This window comes from Pelagibius sp., assembly GCF_965249265.1.
Lineage (GTDB): Bacteria > Pseudomonadota > Alphaproteobacteria > Kiloniellales > Kiloniellaceae > Pelagibius.
Genome location: NZ_OZ252224.1, coordinates 2,662,772 through 2,677,227, shown reverse-complemented (window position 1 = coordinate 2,677,227; position 14,456 = coordinate 2,662,772). Strand labels below are relative to the sequence as shown.

12 protein-coding genes are annotated in these 14,456 nt (G+C 64.4%); 5 read left to right on the top strand and 7 right to left on the bottom strand.

Annotated features, from left to right (window positions below; all coding sequences use genetic code 11):
* Positions 1 to 182: 182 nt before the first annotated feature.
* Entirely contained in the window at positions 183 to 1,343 is a 1,161-nt protein-coding gene (locus ACP146_RS12780) for a PQQ-dependent sugar dehydrogenase (RefSeq protein ID WP_422367141.1), read from the bottom strand.
* 256 nt (positions 1,344 to 1,599) lie between these two features.
* Between ACP146_RS12780 and zwf the strand changes: the two genes are divergently transcribed.
* From zwf to pgi, 5 genes are read left to right on the top strand one after another with little or no spacing between them, the layout of a single operon-like run.
* Positions 1,600 to 3,078, top strand: coding sequence for a glucose-6-phosphate dehydrogenase (gene zwf / locus ACP146_RS12775; protein ID WP_422367140.1), 1,479 nt, complete (start codon positions 1,600 to 1,602; stop codon positions 3,076 to 3,078).
* Positions 3,075 to 3,782: a 6-phosphogluconolactonase gene (gene pgl, locus ACP146_RS12770; RefSeq protein ID WP_422367139.1), complete on the top strand. Its 708-nt coding sequence runs from the start codon at positions 3,075 to 3,077 to the stop codon at positions 3,780 to 3,782. Before zwf ends, pgl begins: the two co-directional genes overlap by 4 nt.
* A gap of 37 nt (positions 3,783 to 3,819) precedes the next feature.
* Positions 3,820 to 5,649 (top strand): phosphogluconate dehydratase, encoded by a 1,830-nt coding sequence (gene edd / locus ACP146_RS12765; protein ID WP_422367138.1) that lies wholly within the window; start codon positions 3,820 to 3,822, stop codon positions 5,647 to 5,649.
* A complete protein-coding gene (gene eda, locus ACP146_RS12760) occupies positions 5,646 to 6,284 on the top strand; it encodes a bifunctional 4-hydroxy-2-oxoglutarate aldolase/2-dehydro-3-deoxy-phosphogluconate aldolase (RefSeq protein ID WP_422367137.1) in 639 nt (212 codons plus the stop codon). Before edd ends, eda begins: the two co-directional genes overlap by 4 nt.
* 13 nt (positions 6,285 to 6,297) lie before the next feature.
* Positions 6,298 to 7,938: a glucose-6-phosphate isomerase gene (gene pgi, locus ACP146_RS12755; RefSeq protein ID WP_422367136.1), complete on the top strand. Its 1,641-nt coding sequence runs from the start codon at positions 6,298 to 6,300 to the stop codon at positions 7,936 to 7,938.
* 57 nt (positions 7,939 to 7,995) lie between these two features.
* Here the strand turns inward: pgi and ACP146_RS12750 are convergent, their stop codons facing one another.
* Genes ACP146_RS12750 through ACP146_RS12725 form a run of 6 tightly spaced genes read right to left on the bottom strand, consistent with a single transcriptional unit; the run spans position 7,996 to position 14,349 of the window.
* Positions 7,996 to 8,367 carry a glyoxalase superfamily protein gene (locus ACP146_RS12750; protein WP_422367135.1) on the bottom strand — a complete coding sequence of 124 codons (372 nt, stop codon included), beginning with the start codon at positions 8,365 to 8,367 and terminating at the stop codon, positions 7,996 to 7,998.
* 24 nt (positions 8,368 to 8,391) lie between these two features.
* On the bottom strand, positions 8,392 to 9,144 hold the full coding sequence (locus ACP146_RS12745) for an SDR family NAD(P)-dependent oxidoreductase (protein ID WP_422367134.1): 753 nt from the start codon (positions 9,142 to 9,144) through the stop codon (positions 8,392 to 8,394).
* A gap of 20 nt (positions 9,145 to 9,164) precedes the next feature.
* Positions 9,165 to 9,764 carry a sarcosine oxidase subunit gamma gene (locus ACP146_RS12740; protein WP_422367133.1) on the bottom strand — a complete coding sequence of 200 codons (600 nt, stop codon included), beginning with the start codon at positions 9,762 to 9,764 and terminating at the stop codon, positions 9,165 to 9,167.
* Positions 9,757 to 12,765, bottom strand: a complete 3,009-nt coding sequence (locus ACP146_RS12735; RefSeq protein WP_422367132.1) for a sarcosine oxidase subunit alpha family protein — start codon at positions 12,763 to 12,765, stop codon at positions 9,757 to 9,759. The genes ACP146_RS12740 and ACP146_RS12735 overlap by 8 nt, the downstream gene beginning before the upstream one ends.
* Complete coding sequence (locus ACP146_RS12730) at positions 12,762 to 13,070, bottom strand: sarcosine oxidase subunit delta (protein WP_422367131.1); 309 nt, start codon at positions 13,068 to 13,070, stop codon at positions 12,762 to 12,764. Before ACP146_RS12730 ends, ACP146_RS12735 begins: the two co-directional genes overlap by 4 nt.
* A gap of 19 nt (positions 13,071 to 13,089) precedes the next feature.
* Entirely contained in the window at positions 13,090 to 14,349 is a 1,260-nt protein-coding gene (locus tag ACP146_RS12725; protein ID WP_422367130.1) for a sarcosine oxidase subunit beta family protein, read from the bottom strand.
* Between the last annotated feature and the right edge of the window lie 107 nt (positions 14,350 to 14,456).

Sequence of the window (14,456 nt, the reverse complement as noted above, 5' to 3'; positions counted from 1 at the left end):
CCCCTGATTGGTCCAAGGAAAAATGGTGGGGCGGCGGCTACCGTCCACGCTCCTTGGTCGCTACATCAGGGTAAAGCGTTCAATCGGGGATAGAAGTTATTTTTTATACATTTCAAATCAATATCTTATGTGGGTTTATTGAAGGGGTATGGAAGTATATTATCCGATTGAATCCCGGGTCTCTAGCTTGCCGGCTCCAGGCGCAGCAATTGGCCGTCGCCGCTGTCGGTAAGGACGTAGAGGTAGCCGTCAGGGCCGGAGCGGACATCGCGGATGCGTTCGCCCAGATCGACCAGCAGGGATTCCTGGTCGACGACCCGATCGCCCTCCATCTCCAGGCGACGCAGGTGGAGGTGGGCGAGGGCGCCGACGAAGATGTCGCCCTGCCACTGCGGAAACTTGTCGCCGTCATAGATGGCCATGCCGCTGGGGGCGATGGAGGGGTCCCAGTAGACGACCGGCTGTTCCATGCCGGCGGCCTCGGTCTTGTCGGAGATGATGGCGCCGCTGTAATCGATGCCGTAGGTGATGACCGGCCAGCCGTAGTTGGCACCCGCTTTCAGCAGATTCAATTCATCGCCGCCGCGCGGGCCGTGCTCGTGGGCCCAGATCTCCCCGCTTTCCGGATGCAGGGTCATGCCCTGTACGTTGCGGTGCCCGTAGGAGAAGATTTCCGGCAGCGCGCCCGCCTGGCCGACGAAGGGATTGTCATCCGGCACGCTACCGTCGTCGTTCAGGCGGATCATGGTGCCGATATGATTGCCCAGGTTTTGCGATTCGCGGATCTGGCGGCGGTCGCCAAGGCTGATGAAGAGCTTGCCGTCGTTGGCAAAGACAAGGCGCGAGCCGAAATGGCCGGTGCCGCCGGACTTTGGTACGGCGCGAAAAAGAACCTCTACATCCTCCAGCGCCATGCCCTCGAGCCTCCCGCGTGCCACTTCGGTGCTGGCGCCGCCGTCTCCCGGTCCGGCGTAGGAGAGATAGACGAGGCGGTTTTCGGCGAACTCAGGATGAATGGCGACATCAAGCAGACCGCCCTGGCCGCGGGCCACCACCGCCGGCACGCCGGCAATGGCCTGGTCTTCGAGCCGGCCGTTCTGGAAGAGGCGCAGGTCGCCGCTGCGCTCAGTGATCAGCATCGAACCGTCCGGGAGAAACGCCAGGCCCCAGGGATTCTGCAGACCCTCCGCCAAGGTAACGATACGGAAGTCAGCCTGGGCCGAGCTGGTGACATGGCCGTCGCCGAAGGCGGGTTTCACGGAATAGGCCGCATACGAACAAAGCAGGCCGGCGGAAAGGGCAAGGGCCAGGGCTCTGGGTGAAATTGCCGTTGCTTGTCGCATTACCTTCTATCCGCTCCCTCTTGTCCAACCTGTTGGAAAAGAGATGGTTTCCCGGGGGCCTTTCATCAATATCCGCTCTGCGTTTTGTTGCGGCGCAAAAACCACCATTGGCAAGGAGGGGTCCAATCGGGTATGAAAGGCGCGTTTCATCAACAAGATTGAGTTAGTGCCGCGGCGCTGTGATGCCTGACAGCCCTGTCGAAGTTTCCGCAGCCGGCGGCTCAGTCCTCCATCTCTCAGTTCCCGGAATTCCGCATTGACTGCACAGACCATTCCCGTCGATCCCTTCGAGCTGATCGTTTTCGGCGGCACCGGTGACTTGTCCTACCGGAAGCTGCTGCCGGCGTTGTTCCACCGCGACTGTGCCGGACAGATCGTCGGGCCGAGCCGCATTCTGGCCGTTTCCCGCAGAGACATGTCCGCCGAGGCCTTTCGCAATGCCACCCGCGATGCCATCGAACGCTTTGTCGCCGCCGAGGACCGGACGCCGGAGGCCGTCGAGCATTTCCTCAACCGGGTCTGCTACACGGCCGTTGACGGTACCGGCGAGGCGGGCTGGGGTGAACTCAAAGAGAAGCTCTCCGGCGGCGGCGAATTCGTGCGCGCCTTCTACCTAGCGGTCAATCCGGAGCTTTTCGGGCCGATCTGCGCCAACATCGGCCGCCACGGGCTGATGAATGCCGAAACCCGGGTCGTGATCGAAAAGCCCATCGGCAAGGACTTCGAAACCGCACAGGCGGTCAACGCGGCGGTTGGCGCTGTCTTCGACGAACATCAGATCTATCGCATCGACCATTATCTGGGGAAGGAGACGGTGCAGAACCTGATGGCGCTGCGCTTTGCAAATGCGCTTTTCGAGCCGCTGTGGAATGCGGCCCACATCGATCATGTCCAGATCACGGTGGCGGAGAACATCGGGGTCGAGGGGCGTGGGGGTTATTACGACACCGCCGGGGCGCTACGCGACATGGTGCAGAACCATATCCTTCAGTTGCTTTGCCTGGTGGCCATGGAAGCGCCGATGTCGATGGATGCCGACGCGGTGCGCGATGAAAAACTCAAGGTCCTGAAGGCCTTGGTGCCGATTACCGGCGACAACATGGAGCGCATGACCGTGCGGGGCCAGTACGCCGCCGGCGCCTCCGCCGGCGGCGCGGTTCCCGCCTATCAGGACGAGCTCGATGGCGATAGCTCGGCGACCGAGACTTTCGTTGCCCTGAAGGCCGAGATCGCCAACTGGCGCTGGGCCGGGGTGCCGTTTTATCTGCGCACCGGCAAACGTCTGGCGGATCGGGTTTCGGAAATCGTCGTGGCTTTCCACCCAATTCCGCACTCGATCTTCGGCAGCGGCGCGGGGTCCATTGCGGCCAACCACCTGGTGATCCGCCTGCAGCCGGACGAGGGCGTGAAGCTCTGGCTGATGATCAAGGACCCGGGGCCGGGCGGCATGCGCCTGAAGCAAGTGCCGCTCGACATGTCCTTCGCCCAGGCCTTCGACAGCCGCAATCCCGACGCTTACGAGCGCCTGCTGATGGATGTCATCCGCGGCAATCCGACCCTGTTCATGCGCCGTGACGAGGTCGATGCCGCCTGGCAGTGGGTCGACCCTATCCTGGAAGCCTGGAAGGCCGGCGGTGAGGCGCCGAAGTCCTACACCGCCGGGACCTGGGGCCCCAGCGCCTCGGTCGCGCTGATCGAACGGGACGGCCGTACCTGGCACGAGGAATCGCGGTGACGGCTGCGACGCCGCAGAGGCGGGACTTTCCGGATGGCGACGCCTTGGCGGAGGGTTTGGCCGAGGCTGTCGCCGCCGATCTGCGCCGCGGGATCGAATTGCGGCGGCAGGCTACGCTGGCGGTTTCCGGCGGACGTACCCCCGGCCGTTTCTTCGCCGTCTTGGCGTCCAAGGCGTTGGACTGGGGAAAGGTCACGATCACCCTGATCGATGAGCGCTGGGTGCCCCCGAGCCACGAGCGCTCCAACGAAGGCTTCGTCCGGCGCGGACTGCTTCAGGGCCGGGCGGCCGCGGCGCGCTTTGTCGGCCTTGTCAATGAAGCCGGGGATCCGGAGGCCGGCCTCGCGGAAATCGGCGGGCGGATCGATGCCTTGCCGCAGCCTTTCGATGCCGCCGTTCTGGGGATGGGGGCTGATGGACATACGGCGTCCTTTTTTCCCGGCGGCGACCGTTTGGGCGAAGCTCTGAACCCTGAGGGCGAGGCCCTGGTGCTGCCGATGCGCGCCGCAGGGGCGGGGGAACCGCGCATAACCCTGACTTTGCCCGTGGTCGCGGGGGCGAGGGCCGTTTATCTTCATATTGAGGGGGTGGAGAAGGCCGCGGTGCTGGAACAGGCGTCGCAGCCGGGTGACGTCGAAGCCTTGCCGGTGCGCGCTGTGCTTCGTCACCCCGATGCAAAGCTGCAGGTCTATTGGTGTCCTTGAGCCTGATGACACTGCCAGCAAAACGAGGAGACGATCGATGACCCTTCATGACCGCGTGGCCGAGGTGACCGAGCGTCTGCGGGTCCGCAGTAGGGCAAAGAGGACCGCCTATCTCGACCGTTTGCGGCGGGCGGGGGAAAGCGGACCGCGGCGTTCGACTCTTTCCTGCGGCAACCTGGCCCATGGTTTCGCCGCCTGCGGCCTCTCGGACAAGGCAGCCCTGAAAGGCGACGTGGTGCCGAACCTGGCCATCGTCACTGCCTACAACGATATGCTTTCCGCCCATCAGCCCTTCGAGGTCTTTCCGGAGAAGATCAAACAGGCGGCGCGCGATGCCGGTGGCGTCGCCCAGGTGGCGGCTGGGGTGCCGGCGATGTGCGACGGCGTCACTCAGGGCCAGCCCGGTATGGAGCTTTCGCTTTTCTCCCGCGACGTCATCGCCATGTCGGCGGCCGTCGGCCTCTCCCACAACATGTTCGATGCCGCGGTCTTCCTGGGTGTCTGCGACAAAATCGTACCGGGCCTGGTGATCGCAGCCCTCTCTTTCGGGCATCTGCCGGCGATTTTCGTGCCCGCGGGGCCGATGACATCCGGTCTGCCCAACGACGAGAAAGCACGCATCCGTCAGCTCTATGCCGAGGGCAAGATCGGCCGCGACGAGTTGCTGGAAGCGGAATCCAAGTCCTACCACGGGCCCGGCACCTGCACCTTTTACGGGACCGCCAATTCCAACCAGATGCTGATGGAGATCATGGGGCTGCACCTGCCCGGTGCTTCCTTCATCAATCCCAACACGCCGCTGCGCGATGCCTTGACGGTGGAGGCGACCAAGCGCGCCTTGGCGATTACCGCACTCGGCAATGCCTATACGCCGGTCGGAGAGATGATCGACGAGCGGGCTGTGGTGAACGGCGTCGTCGGGCTGCATGCCACCGGCGGTTCCACCAATCACGCCATGCATCTGGTGGCCATGGCGGCGGCGGCCGGTATCACACTGACATGGGATGACCTTTCAGACCTTTCGGACGTAGTCCCGCTGCTCTGCCGGATCTATCCCAATGGCCTGGCCGATGTGAATCACTTCCAGGCGGCGGGCGGCATGGGCTTCCTGATCTCCGAACTGCTCGATGCCGGGCTGCTGCATGGCGATGTCACAACGGTCTGGGGACAGGGGCTCGACCTTTATCGCCAGGAACCGAAGCTGAGCGAAGACGGGACCGTTACCTGGCAGCCCGGCGCCGCGAAAAGCCACGACGAGACAGTACTGGCGCCCGCCGCCAAGGCCTTTTCCGCCAACGGCGGCCTGAAGATGCTGGACGGCGATCTCGGCAAGGCGGTGATCAAGATCTCCGCCGTGAAACCGGAACGTCACGTCATCGAAGCGCCGGCAGTGATTTTTCATTCCCAGGATGACCTCATGGCGGCTTTCAAGGCCGGTGAACTGGAAAAAGACTTCATTGCCGTGGTCCGCTTTCAGGGACCGCAGGCTATCGGCATGCCGGAGCTTCACAAGCTGACGCCGCCGTTGGGTGTGCTGCAGGACCGCGGCTTCAAGGTTGCGCTGGTAACCGACGGGCGAATGTCCGGCGCTTCGGGCAAGGTGCCGGCGGCCATTCATGTGACGCCGGAGGCTGCGGTCGGCGGGCCCATCGCCAAGCTGCGCGACGGCGACATGCTGCGCCTCGATGCCGTTGCCGGCAGCCTGACGGTGGTGGGTGTTTCCGCCGAGGATTGGCAGGCCCGCGAGGCCGTCACTGAGGATCTGACGGAGAGTCATTTTGGTCTGGGCCGCGAACTCTTCGCCCCCTTCCGGGCGGCGGCCGGACCGGCCGATCTCGGCGCCCATGTTTTTGGAGCTGATGTATGAGTGAGAAGCAAGCGGGGATCCAAGAGGTCCTCGAACTGGCACCGGTGGTCCCGGTGCTGGTGATTGACGATGCAGCCACCGCGGTGCCCTTGGCGCGGGCCCTGGTGGCCGGTGGGCTGAAGGCCATCGAAGTGACTTTCCGTACCGCGGCGGCCCTGGAATCGATCCGTGCCATTGCCGCGGAGGTCGAGGGCGCTGTGGTCGGCGCAGGGACGGTATTGACCGCCGATCAGGTTTCCCAGGCCGTTTCAGCGGGTTGCCGCTTCATGGTGTCGCCCGGTGCATCACCGGGACTGATTGCCGCCGTTGCCGACTGCCCGGTGCCGTTGCTGCCCGGCTCGGCCTCGGCGTCCGAAGCCATGACGCTGCTGGAGCAAGGCTATACGTTTCAGAAGTTTTTCCCTGCTGAACCGGCCGGCGGTGCCGCCTATCTGAAGTCGCTGGCCTCGCCGTTGGCGGCGATCCGCTTCTGTCCGACCGGCGGGATCAGCCGGGATACCGCCGGGCGCTATCTTGCTCTACCCAATGTCATCTGTGTCGGCGGCTCCTGGGTGGCGCCGGCGGACAAAGTTGCGGCGGGCGCCTGGAATGAGATAGAGGATCTGGCCCGCGACGCAGCGGGAATCAAAGCTTAGGGAAAACAGAGATATGGCGGCGGCGGTTCAGGCGGTTTTTCAGGATCTTCTCGAGCATCAGGCGGTGCTGGAGAAACACGCTTTGCGTGATCTCTTTGCAGAAGATCCGGAGCGTTTCGAGCGCTTTTCGCTGAGGTTCGATGATCTTCTGCTCGACTATTCGAAGAACCGCATTCTGCCGGAGACCCTGGACAAGCTGATCGCCTTGGCGGAGGCCGCCGGGCTAGAGGCGGCGCGGGAGCGGATGTTTACCGGCGCGAAAATCAATGTGACCGAGGGTCGGGCGGTGCTGCACACGGCTTTGCGCAACCGCTCGGACTCACCGGTCACCGTCGACGGCCGCGATGTCATGCCGGACGTGCGCAGCGTGCTGGAGGCGATGATGGCCTTTGCCGAAGGCGTGCGCGCCGGCACAATGACTGGAGCCGGTGGGGAGCGTTTCACAGACATCGTGAACATCGGAATCGGCGGATCGGACCTGGGACCGGCCATGGTGACACGCGCGCTCTCGCCATACGTTCAGGACGGTCTGCGCTGTCACTTCGTCTCCAACGTCGACGGCGCCCATCTGCATGACACGCTAAAGGGGCTCGATCCCAGGTCGACGCTGATCCTTGTCGCCTCGAAGACCTTCACGACCCAGGAGACCATGACCAACGCGCATTCGGCGCGGGGCTGGCTGGTGTCGGCCCTGGGCGAGGCGGCGGTGAGCGCCCACTTTGCGGCGATTTCGACCAACCTCGAAGCCGTCGCCGCTTTCGGCATCGACCCGGCCCGGGCCTTCGGTTTCTGGGACTGGGTCGGCGGCCGTTACTCGGTCTGGTCGGCCATCGGCCTGCCGGTGATGATCGCCGTCGGTCCGGAACGCTTCAAAGAGTTTCTGCAAGGCGCGCACGAGATGGATAACCATTTCCGCTCCGCGCCCCTGCGGCAGAACATGCCGGTGATTCTGGCGCTGATGGGAATCTGGTACCGCAACCTCTGGGACTACGGTGCCCATGCGGTCTTGGCTTACGACCAGCGCCTGGAGCGCTTTGCCGCCTATCTGCAGCAGCTCGACATGGAATCGAATGGGAAGAGCGTCACGCTCTCCGGCGCGCCTGTCGCCACCGCCACCGGCCCGGTGGTCTGGGGCGAGCCGGGCACCAACGGCCAGCATGCCTTCTATCAATTGATTCACCAGGGCAGCGACGTCATTCCCTGCGACTTTCTGGTGGCGGCGGAGCCGCAGGAACAGATGGGCGACCATCATGCGATCCTGCTGGCCAACTGTCTGGCCCAGAGCGAGGCGCTGATGCGCGGCAAGACTGTGGAGGAGGCGCGGGCGGAACTCGCCGCTTCCGGCAAGAGCCTGGCGGAAATCGAAGCTTTAACCCCGCACAAGGTCTTCTCCGGCAACCGGCCGAGCAACACCTTGCTCTACCGCAAGCTCGATCCCCGGACTCTCGGCCGCCTGATTGCCCTCTACGAACACAAGGTCTTCGTTCAGGGCATCATCTGGGACATCAATTCCTTCGACCAGTGGGGCGTCGAACTGGGCAAGCAGTTGGCCGGCCAGATCCTGCCCATGATCAAAGGCGAAGCCGCCATTGCCGGCCGCGATGCCTCGACCCTGGGCCTGCTGACGGAAATCGCCAAGCTGCGGGGCGACTGAAACCTCTTTTCCCTGTCACCCTCTGGGCAGACCCGAGCATGACGGTTGTACGCTTCCTTATGCCGACGGTCCGGAGAAAGTGAGGCGGTTGCTGAAGGGGTCGGTCAAGGTGATCTCGCGCGTTCCCCAGGGCTTCTCCTCCGGCTCCCCCGGTTTGGCGTACTTGTAGTCCTTTGCGCTAAGCTCGGAGACAAAACCATCGATGTCGTCGCAGTCGACACGTAGGTGAGCGCCAGGGGTGGCATCGCCGTGATGCTCCGACAGATGAATGACGCAGTGGCCCCGGGACATTTGCAGGTAGATCGGAAAGTTGTCGCCGAAGCGATGCTCCCAATCGACGGTGAAGCCGAGCCAATCGACATAGAATTCTCGGGCCTTCGCCTCATCGAAGATCCTTAGAACCGGGATCGGACTGGAAAGCCTGATCAAGTCATCACTTCCTTTTATTGCGGGCTAAAACGCGCAAGCGCCGCTGTCGACGGGGATGATTGCGCCGTTCACGAGGCTGGCCTCGTCGGAAGCCAGGAAGAGGGCCATCTCCGCGATTTCCGGCGGGTGGCCGGTGCGCAGCGGCCTGACGGCGTTGCCGCGGTCGTCGTCGCCCTTCATGCCAAAGCCACGGGTCCGCTCCGTCAACACCGCGCCGGGCGAGATGGCATTCACGCGGATGTTCATCGGCGCGCATTGCAGGGCCATGGCCTTGGTCAGGGTGATGACCCCGCCTTTGGCCGAGGTGTAAGCATCAGCGCCGCGGGTGCCTTTCATGGCGCGGATTGAGGAGGTGTTGATCACCGAGCCGCCGCCGGCGTCACGGATGTGCGGTACCGCAAAACGGCTGGCCAGAAACGTGCCGTAGAGATCCACGGAGATGGTGCGCCAGAACTCATCCAGCGGTACATCCAGAAAACTGCCGTCCTGGGCCGTCGCGCCGCCGGCGTTGTTGTAGAGGATCTCCATCCCGCCGAAGTGGGTGACAGCCTTGTTGATGGTTGCCTCAAGCGCATCGGGCTGGGTGATGTCGCACTCCAGGAAGAGGCATTCGCCGCCCGCCGCTTCCACGGCGGCGGCGCTGCGTTCCCCGGCATCTTTCTTGACTTCCAGAATGGCGACCTTCGCGCCTTCCTCGGCGAAGCGCAGTGCCGCCGCCGCGCCGATCCCGTTGCCGCCACCGGTGATGATGGCGCGCTTTCCCTCCAGACGTCCCATGCGGGTCCCTTTGATCTGATTCAGGCGCTGCCGGGCGGGTCGACGCGATAACCGGTTTCCGCCGCCGCTTCGGTCAGCCACTCCCAGAAGGATAACGCGAAGCCGCGGAAGACATAAAGGTCAAAGCTGTCTTCGGAAAGACGGCGCGCCAACACACCGACCTCATGGATTGCCGACTGGGCCACATCCAGGGAAGGGAAGGCCTCGGGATGCAGATCGATGGCGAGACCCTTGGACAGCACCCAGGTGGCTTTCGGGCCGCTGATGCGAACGGCGCTGCGGGCGTGGCTGAGATCGGTCACGGCACCAAGATCCGCTCCGATGGCCGTTGTCAGTTTTGTCGGCAAGCCGGGGTCGTCGCTCTCTATCAGGTAGCGTCCGGGACCGACGGCCATGATGGCTGTGGCGTCCCGTGCCGTCGAGCCGCTCGGGCGCTCCGGCATTGCGCAGTGGGTTACGGTGGCGACGGCTTGTTCCACTTGAGCCAGCGTGTCGGGCCAGGCGGCGACCTGCACCAGACTGACAATCTGCCGCTCCATCAACACCACGCCGGGATCTCCTTGCGAAGCGACGACCCGGGGTTCGCTGTGCCCTTTAAGCGGAGAGAGAAGGTCAGACATGCATGCGACTCCCCTCCGGGTCGAAGAAGTGGGAGGACACCACCTCGACGTCCACATTGTGGCCCTTCAAAGGGTAAGTGGCGACCAGCGCTTCGCCGATCCGGTTGGGCCCGTCCTCCAGCAGGCCGAGGGCAATGTACTTCTCCAGCGCCGGGCTGTAGGTGGAGGAGGTGACATGGCCGAGGCTGCGTGGCGGGCTCTCGCCGTTCGCCAGGACGAGGTGAGAGCCTGACCGCACCGGCTGACCGTCGCGGGAGATCAGACCGACCAGCTTCATTCTGTTTTCGTCGACCAGGCCCTCGCGGTCCATCATGGCGCTGCCGATATAGTCTTTCTTGCGCGAAGCCATGCCGCCGAGGCCAAGGTCTTCCGCCGTCGTGCGCCCGTCCAATTCGGGGCCGGCAACATGGCCCTTTTCAATGCGCAGGGTACCCAGGGCTTCCAGGCCGTAGGCGACGATGTCGTAGGCTGCCCCGGCGGCCATGATCTTGCGCCAGACCGCGTCGCCACAGTGGGCGCCGCAATAGACCTCGTAGGCCAGTTCGCCGGAGAAACTGAGCCGGGCGACCAGCACCGGAACCCCGTCGAGATGACCTTCGCGTACGCCCATAAAGGGAAAGGCCTCGTTGGACATGTCGATGTCGTCGAGCACAGCGCTCAGCACGTCGCGGGTCTTCGGGCCGGAGACGGCCATGGCCGCCCACTGCTCGCTGACCGACGTGACGGCCACCTTCAACGTAGGCCAGACCGCAGCGAGCAGAAATTCGAGTTGAGCCAGAACCGTTGCGGCGTTGGCTGTGGTGGTGGTCATGAGGAAGCGGTGTTTGCCGAGGCGCCAGGTGGTCCCGTCGTCCCAGAGAAAACCATCCTCGCGCAGCATGAGACCGTAACGCGCCTTGCCTTCGGGCAGCTTCAGGAAGCCATTGGAGTAAACGCGGTTGAGGAACTCGGCGGCGTCTGGTCCCTGCACGTCGATCTTGCCGAGGGTCGAGACATCGACGATGCCGACGCTTTGACGCACTTGCCGCGCCTCACGGATGTAGGCCTGCTCGACGCTCTCGCCATCACGGCGGTAAACCCGCGGACGCTGCCAAAGACCGACTTCCATCATGTCGGCGCCTGCAGCCAGGTGCCAGTCGTGCATCGGCGTACGCCGCAGCGGTCGGAAGTGAGCGCCGCGCGCCTGCCCGGCCAGGGCGCCCAGGGCGATCGGCGTGTAAGGCGGGCGAAATCGGGTGGTGCCGACCTCCGGGATGGTCAGGCCACGCTCGTGGGCCATAAGGGCCAGGCCCGCCATGTTGGAGGTCTTGCCCTGGTCGGTCGCCATGCCCAGCGTCGTATAGCGCTTCAGGTGTTCGACGGAGCGGAAACCCTCGCGGTGAGCGAGGCTGACATCCGAGGCCGTTACGTCGTGCTGCAGGTCGACGAAAGCCTTCCCTTTGCCGCCCGCCCCCTTATGACCTGTGGGCCTGGCATCCCAAAGCGGCAGGATGGAATCGCAGACGATCTCGGCGTCGACTGCCGGGACTGAAATCGGGCTGGGGGTGAAGCCGCAGGCGCGGGCCGCTTCCGCTCCAGCCTGGATGCCGGCAGCCAGACAGGCCGCGGTGGGGAACTCGCCGTTACAGGCCCCCACCGCCTGCCAGGGCTGCAATGGATCGCCGGGCAGGAAGGCGGCGAGGTCTTCGTTCCAGCGTGCCGGGCCGCTGGCCTGACTGGCCAAGTGGATGGTCGGGGTCCAGCCACCACTGACCGCAAGGCAGTCTAACGCAATGCTGCGGGGCAGGGCATCCTGCACGCCGCTCGCCGGATCGAAAGGCGTAACCTCTATGGCCGTCAGCCGCCGCCCGCCTCTGGCAGAGGTGACGACTTGGCCGGTTAGAAGTTCCGCGCCGGAAGCCTCCACCGCGGCCTCGGCCCGGGCGCCGATGTCCGGACGCGGATCGATCACGGCCACGACAGTCACTCCGGCTTGTGCAAGAGCTTCGACTGTCCGATAGGCGCCGTCGTTGTTGGCAAAGAGAGCGACCCTTTGGCCCGCCGCGACGCCATAGCGTTCGGCATAGACCCGTACTGCATCGGCCAGCATGACCCCCGGCTTGTCGTTACCGGCGAAGACCAGCGGCCGTTCTATGGCACCGGCGGCGATCACCAGACGCGTTGCGCGGATCGTCCAATGGCGCTGGCGCGGCATCGCTTCGCCTGGAACCGGAAGATGATCGGCAACCCGTTCCACCGCACCGAAGGTATTGTCGTCGTAGTAGCCGTAGACCGTGGTGCGGGGCAGCAGGGTCACATTGGGCAGCATGGAGAGAACCGCCAAAGCCGAGCGGCACCAGGCATCGCCATCGGTTTCGCCGACCGTCAGGGGCGTGCTCCGCAGGCTGCCGCCCATCTCCATCTGGTCGTCGGCCAGGACAACCCGCGCACCGCTTTGTGCCGCCGCCAAAGCGCTCATGAGCCCAGCCGGACCGCCTCCGGCGATCAGGACATCGCAGAAGGCGTTGGTCTCTTCGTAGTGGTCCGGGTCCGCGAGTTGAGTACCGGCACCCATGCCTGCCGCCTTGCGGATGAAGTGCTCATAGAGCATCCAGGCCTTGCGGGTCGGTCCCATGAAGGTCTTGTAGTAGAACCCGGCGGAGAACAGTGGCCCGGCCAACCCGTTCACCGCCATGATGTCGAAACCCAGGCTCGGCCAACGGTTCTGGCTCCGGGCCTCCAACCCCTCGAAGAGTTCCACCACGGGTGCCTTGCAATTCGGCTCGGTCCGCGCACCGCTGCGCAGGGTCACCATGGCGTTGGGCTCTTCGACACCCGCCGAAAAGAGACCGCGCGGACGGTGGTACTTGAAACTGCGGCCCAGGATGTCGACACCGTTGGCCAGGAGGGCGGAGGCCAGGGTGTCGCCGGCGAAACCCTGGTAGCGTTTGCCATCGAACGTGAAGGTCAGAGGCCGGCTGCGGTCGATGTGGCCGCCGGAAGTGAGGCGGTAGCCGCTCATGCCACGTCCTGCCCCTCATCGTTCCCGGTCTCACGTACCGTCGCAGCGGCCCAGGGGCCGACAATCTCCGCCGCCTCGATTTTGTGGGTGACGGTATCGCGGCGGACCCTCAGCCAAAGCCGGCAGCCCTGGGCGTGATGCCAGTACTCCAGGTGCGTGCCGCGTGGATTCTCGCGCTGGAAGACGTAGTCGCACCACTCGGCGGCGCCGGCGCTTCCGGGATCCGGACGCTCCTTTGTCGCGTCACCGCCGTAGGTGAATTCGCCGACATCGCGCGGGCCGCAGTGGGGGCAGGGGATCAGCATAATTGTCTTCCTTCGCCCGTCAGTGCAGACGGGGTTGCGGGCCGGCGCCGCGCTCGTCGATGACGCGGCCCTGGCAGAAGCGTTCAAGGGTGAAGGCGGCGTTCAGCGCATGGGCCTGGTCGTTGGCGATGGTGGAAGCGAAGCACCAGCCCGAAGCGGGCGTTGCCTTGAAGCCGCCGTAGCACCAGCCGGCGTTGATATAGAGGCCTTCGATCGGGCCCTTGCAGATGATCGGGCTGCCGTCCATGGACATATCCATGATGCCGCCCCAGTGGCGCACCAGACGCAGGCGCGCCAGGTTCGGGAACATGGCCACCGCCTCGGCGGCGACGTGTTTGATGATTGGCAGGTTGCCGCGCTGGGCATAGGAGTTGTAGCCGTCGATATCGCCGCCGAAGACCAGCCCGCCCTTGTCGGACTGGGAGATGTAGAGATGCCCGGCGCCGAAGGTGACGACGGTGTCGATCAGGGGTTTCAGCGGTTCCGACACGAAGGCCTGCAGCACATGGCTTTCGATGGGCAGATCACGGAGCCCGGCCTTGGCGAGAACCACGGAAGAGTTGCCTGCCACCGCGACCCCAACCTTGCCGGCGCGGATGGTGCCGCGGCTGGTTTCGACGCCGGTGATGGCGCCGCCTTCGCGCAGGAAGCCGGTGACTTCACAGTTCTCGATGATGTCGACGCCGCGGCTGTCGGCGCCGTAGGCATAGCCCCAGGCCACCGCATCGTGACGGGCGGTGCCGGCGCGCGGTTGCAGCAAGCCGCCCGCGATGGGAAAGCGGGCCTGGGCCGATACGTCGAGCCCGGGCACGAACTTCGCGACCTCGTCACGGTCCAGCAGTTCGGCATCGATGCCGTGCAGCCGCATGGCATTGCCGCGCTGGGCGTAGCTGTCCATCTGGCCCGGTGTATGGGCCAGGTTGAGCACGCCGCGCGAAGAAAACATCACGTTGTAGTTCAGGTCCCGGGAGAGATCCTCCCAGAGCTTCATGGAATGTTCGTAAAAATGGGCATTCGGCGGCAACAGGTAGTTGGAGCGCACGATGGTGGTGTTGCGCCCAATGTTGCCGCTGCCCAGCCAGCCCTTTTCCAACACCGCCACGTTGGTGATGCCGTGTTCCTTGGCCAGGTAATAGGCCGTCGCCAAGCCGTGTCCGCCGCCCCCTACGATGATCACGTCATAGGCGGGTTTAGGCTCCGGCGCACGCCAGACCCGCTCCCAGTTGCGGTTGCCGGTCAGCGCGTTGCTGAGCAGGGAAAAGATCGAATATCGAGCCATGGCAGGACTTTAGGGTGATTCTCAACACCCTATTTATGCCCATACGACAGCCACAGTCCAGAAAACGTCCATCGGCGTTTCAACGCCGCCGGTTCTGCAAGGCAGAG

Coding starts and splice junctions, on each gene's coding strand:
- edd (WP_422367138.1), top strand. CDS start 3,820: ATGACCCTTCATGACCGCGTGGCCGAGGTGACCGAGCGTCTGCGGGTC.
- ACP146_RS12725 (WP_422367130.1), bottom strand. CDS start 14,349: ATGGCTCGATATTCGATCTTTTCCCTGCTCAGCAACGCGCTGACCGGC.
- ACP146_RS12745 (WP_422367134.1), bottom strand. CDS start 9,144: ATGGGACGTCTGGAGGGAAAGCGCGCCATCATCACCGGTGGCGGCAAC.
- ACP146_RS12735 (WP_422367132.1), bottom strand. CDS start 12,765: ATGAGCGGCTACCGCCTCACTTCCGGCGGCCACATCGACCGCAGCCGG.
- eda (WP_422367137.1), top strand. CDS start 5,646: ATGAGTGAGAAGCAAGCGGGGATCCAAGAGGTCCTCGAACTGGCACCG.
- ACP146_RS12780 (WP_422367141.1), bottom strand. CDS start 1,343: ATGCGACAAGCAACGGCAATTTCACCCAGAGCCCTGGCCCTTGCCCTT.
- pgi (WP_422367136.1), top strand. CDS start 6,298: ATGGCGGCGGCGGTTCAGGCGGTTTTTCAGGATCTTCTCGAGCATCAG.
- ACP146_RS12730 (WP_422367131.1), bottom strand. CDS start 13,070: ATGCTGATCCCCTGCCCCCACTGCGGCCCGCGCGATGTCGGCGAATTC.
- ACP146_RS12740 (WP_422367133.1), bottom strand. CDS start 9,764: ATGTCTGACCTTCTCTCTCCGCTTAAAGGGCACAGCGAACCCCGGGTC.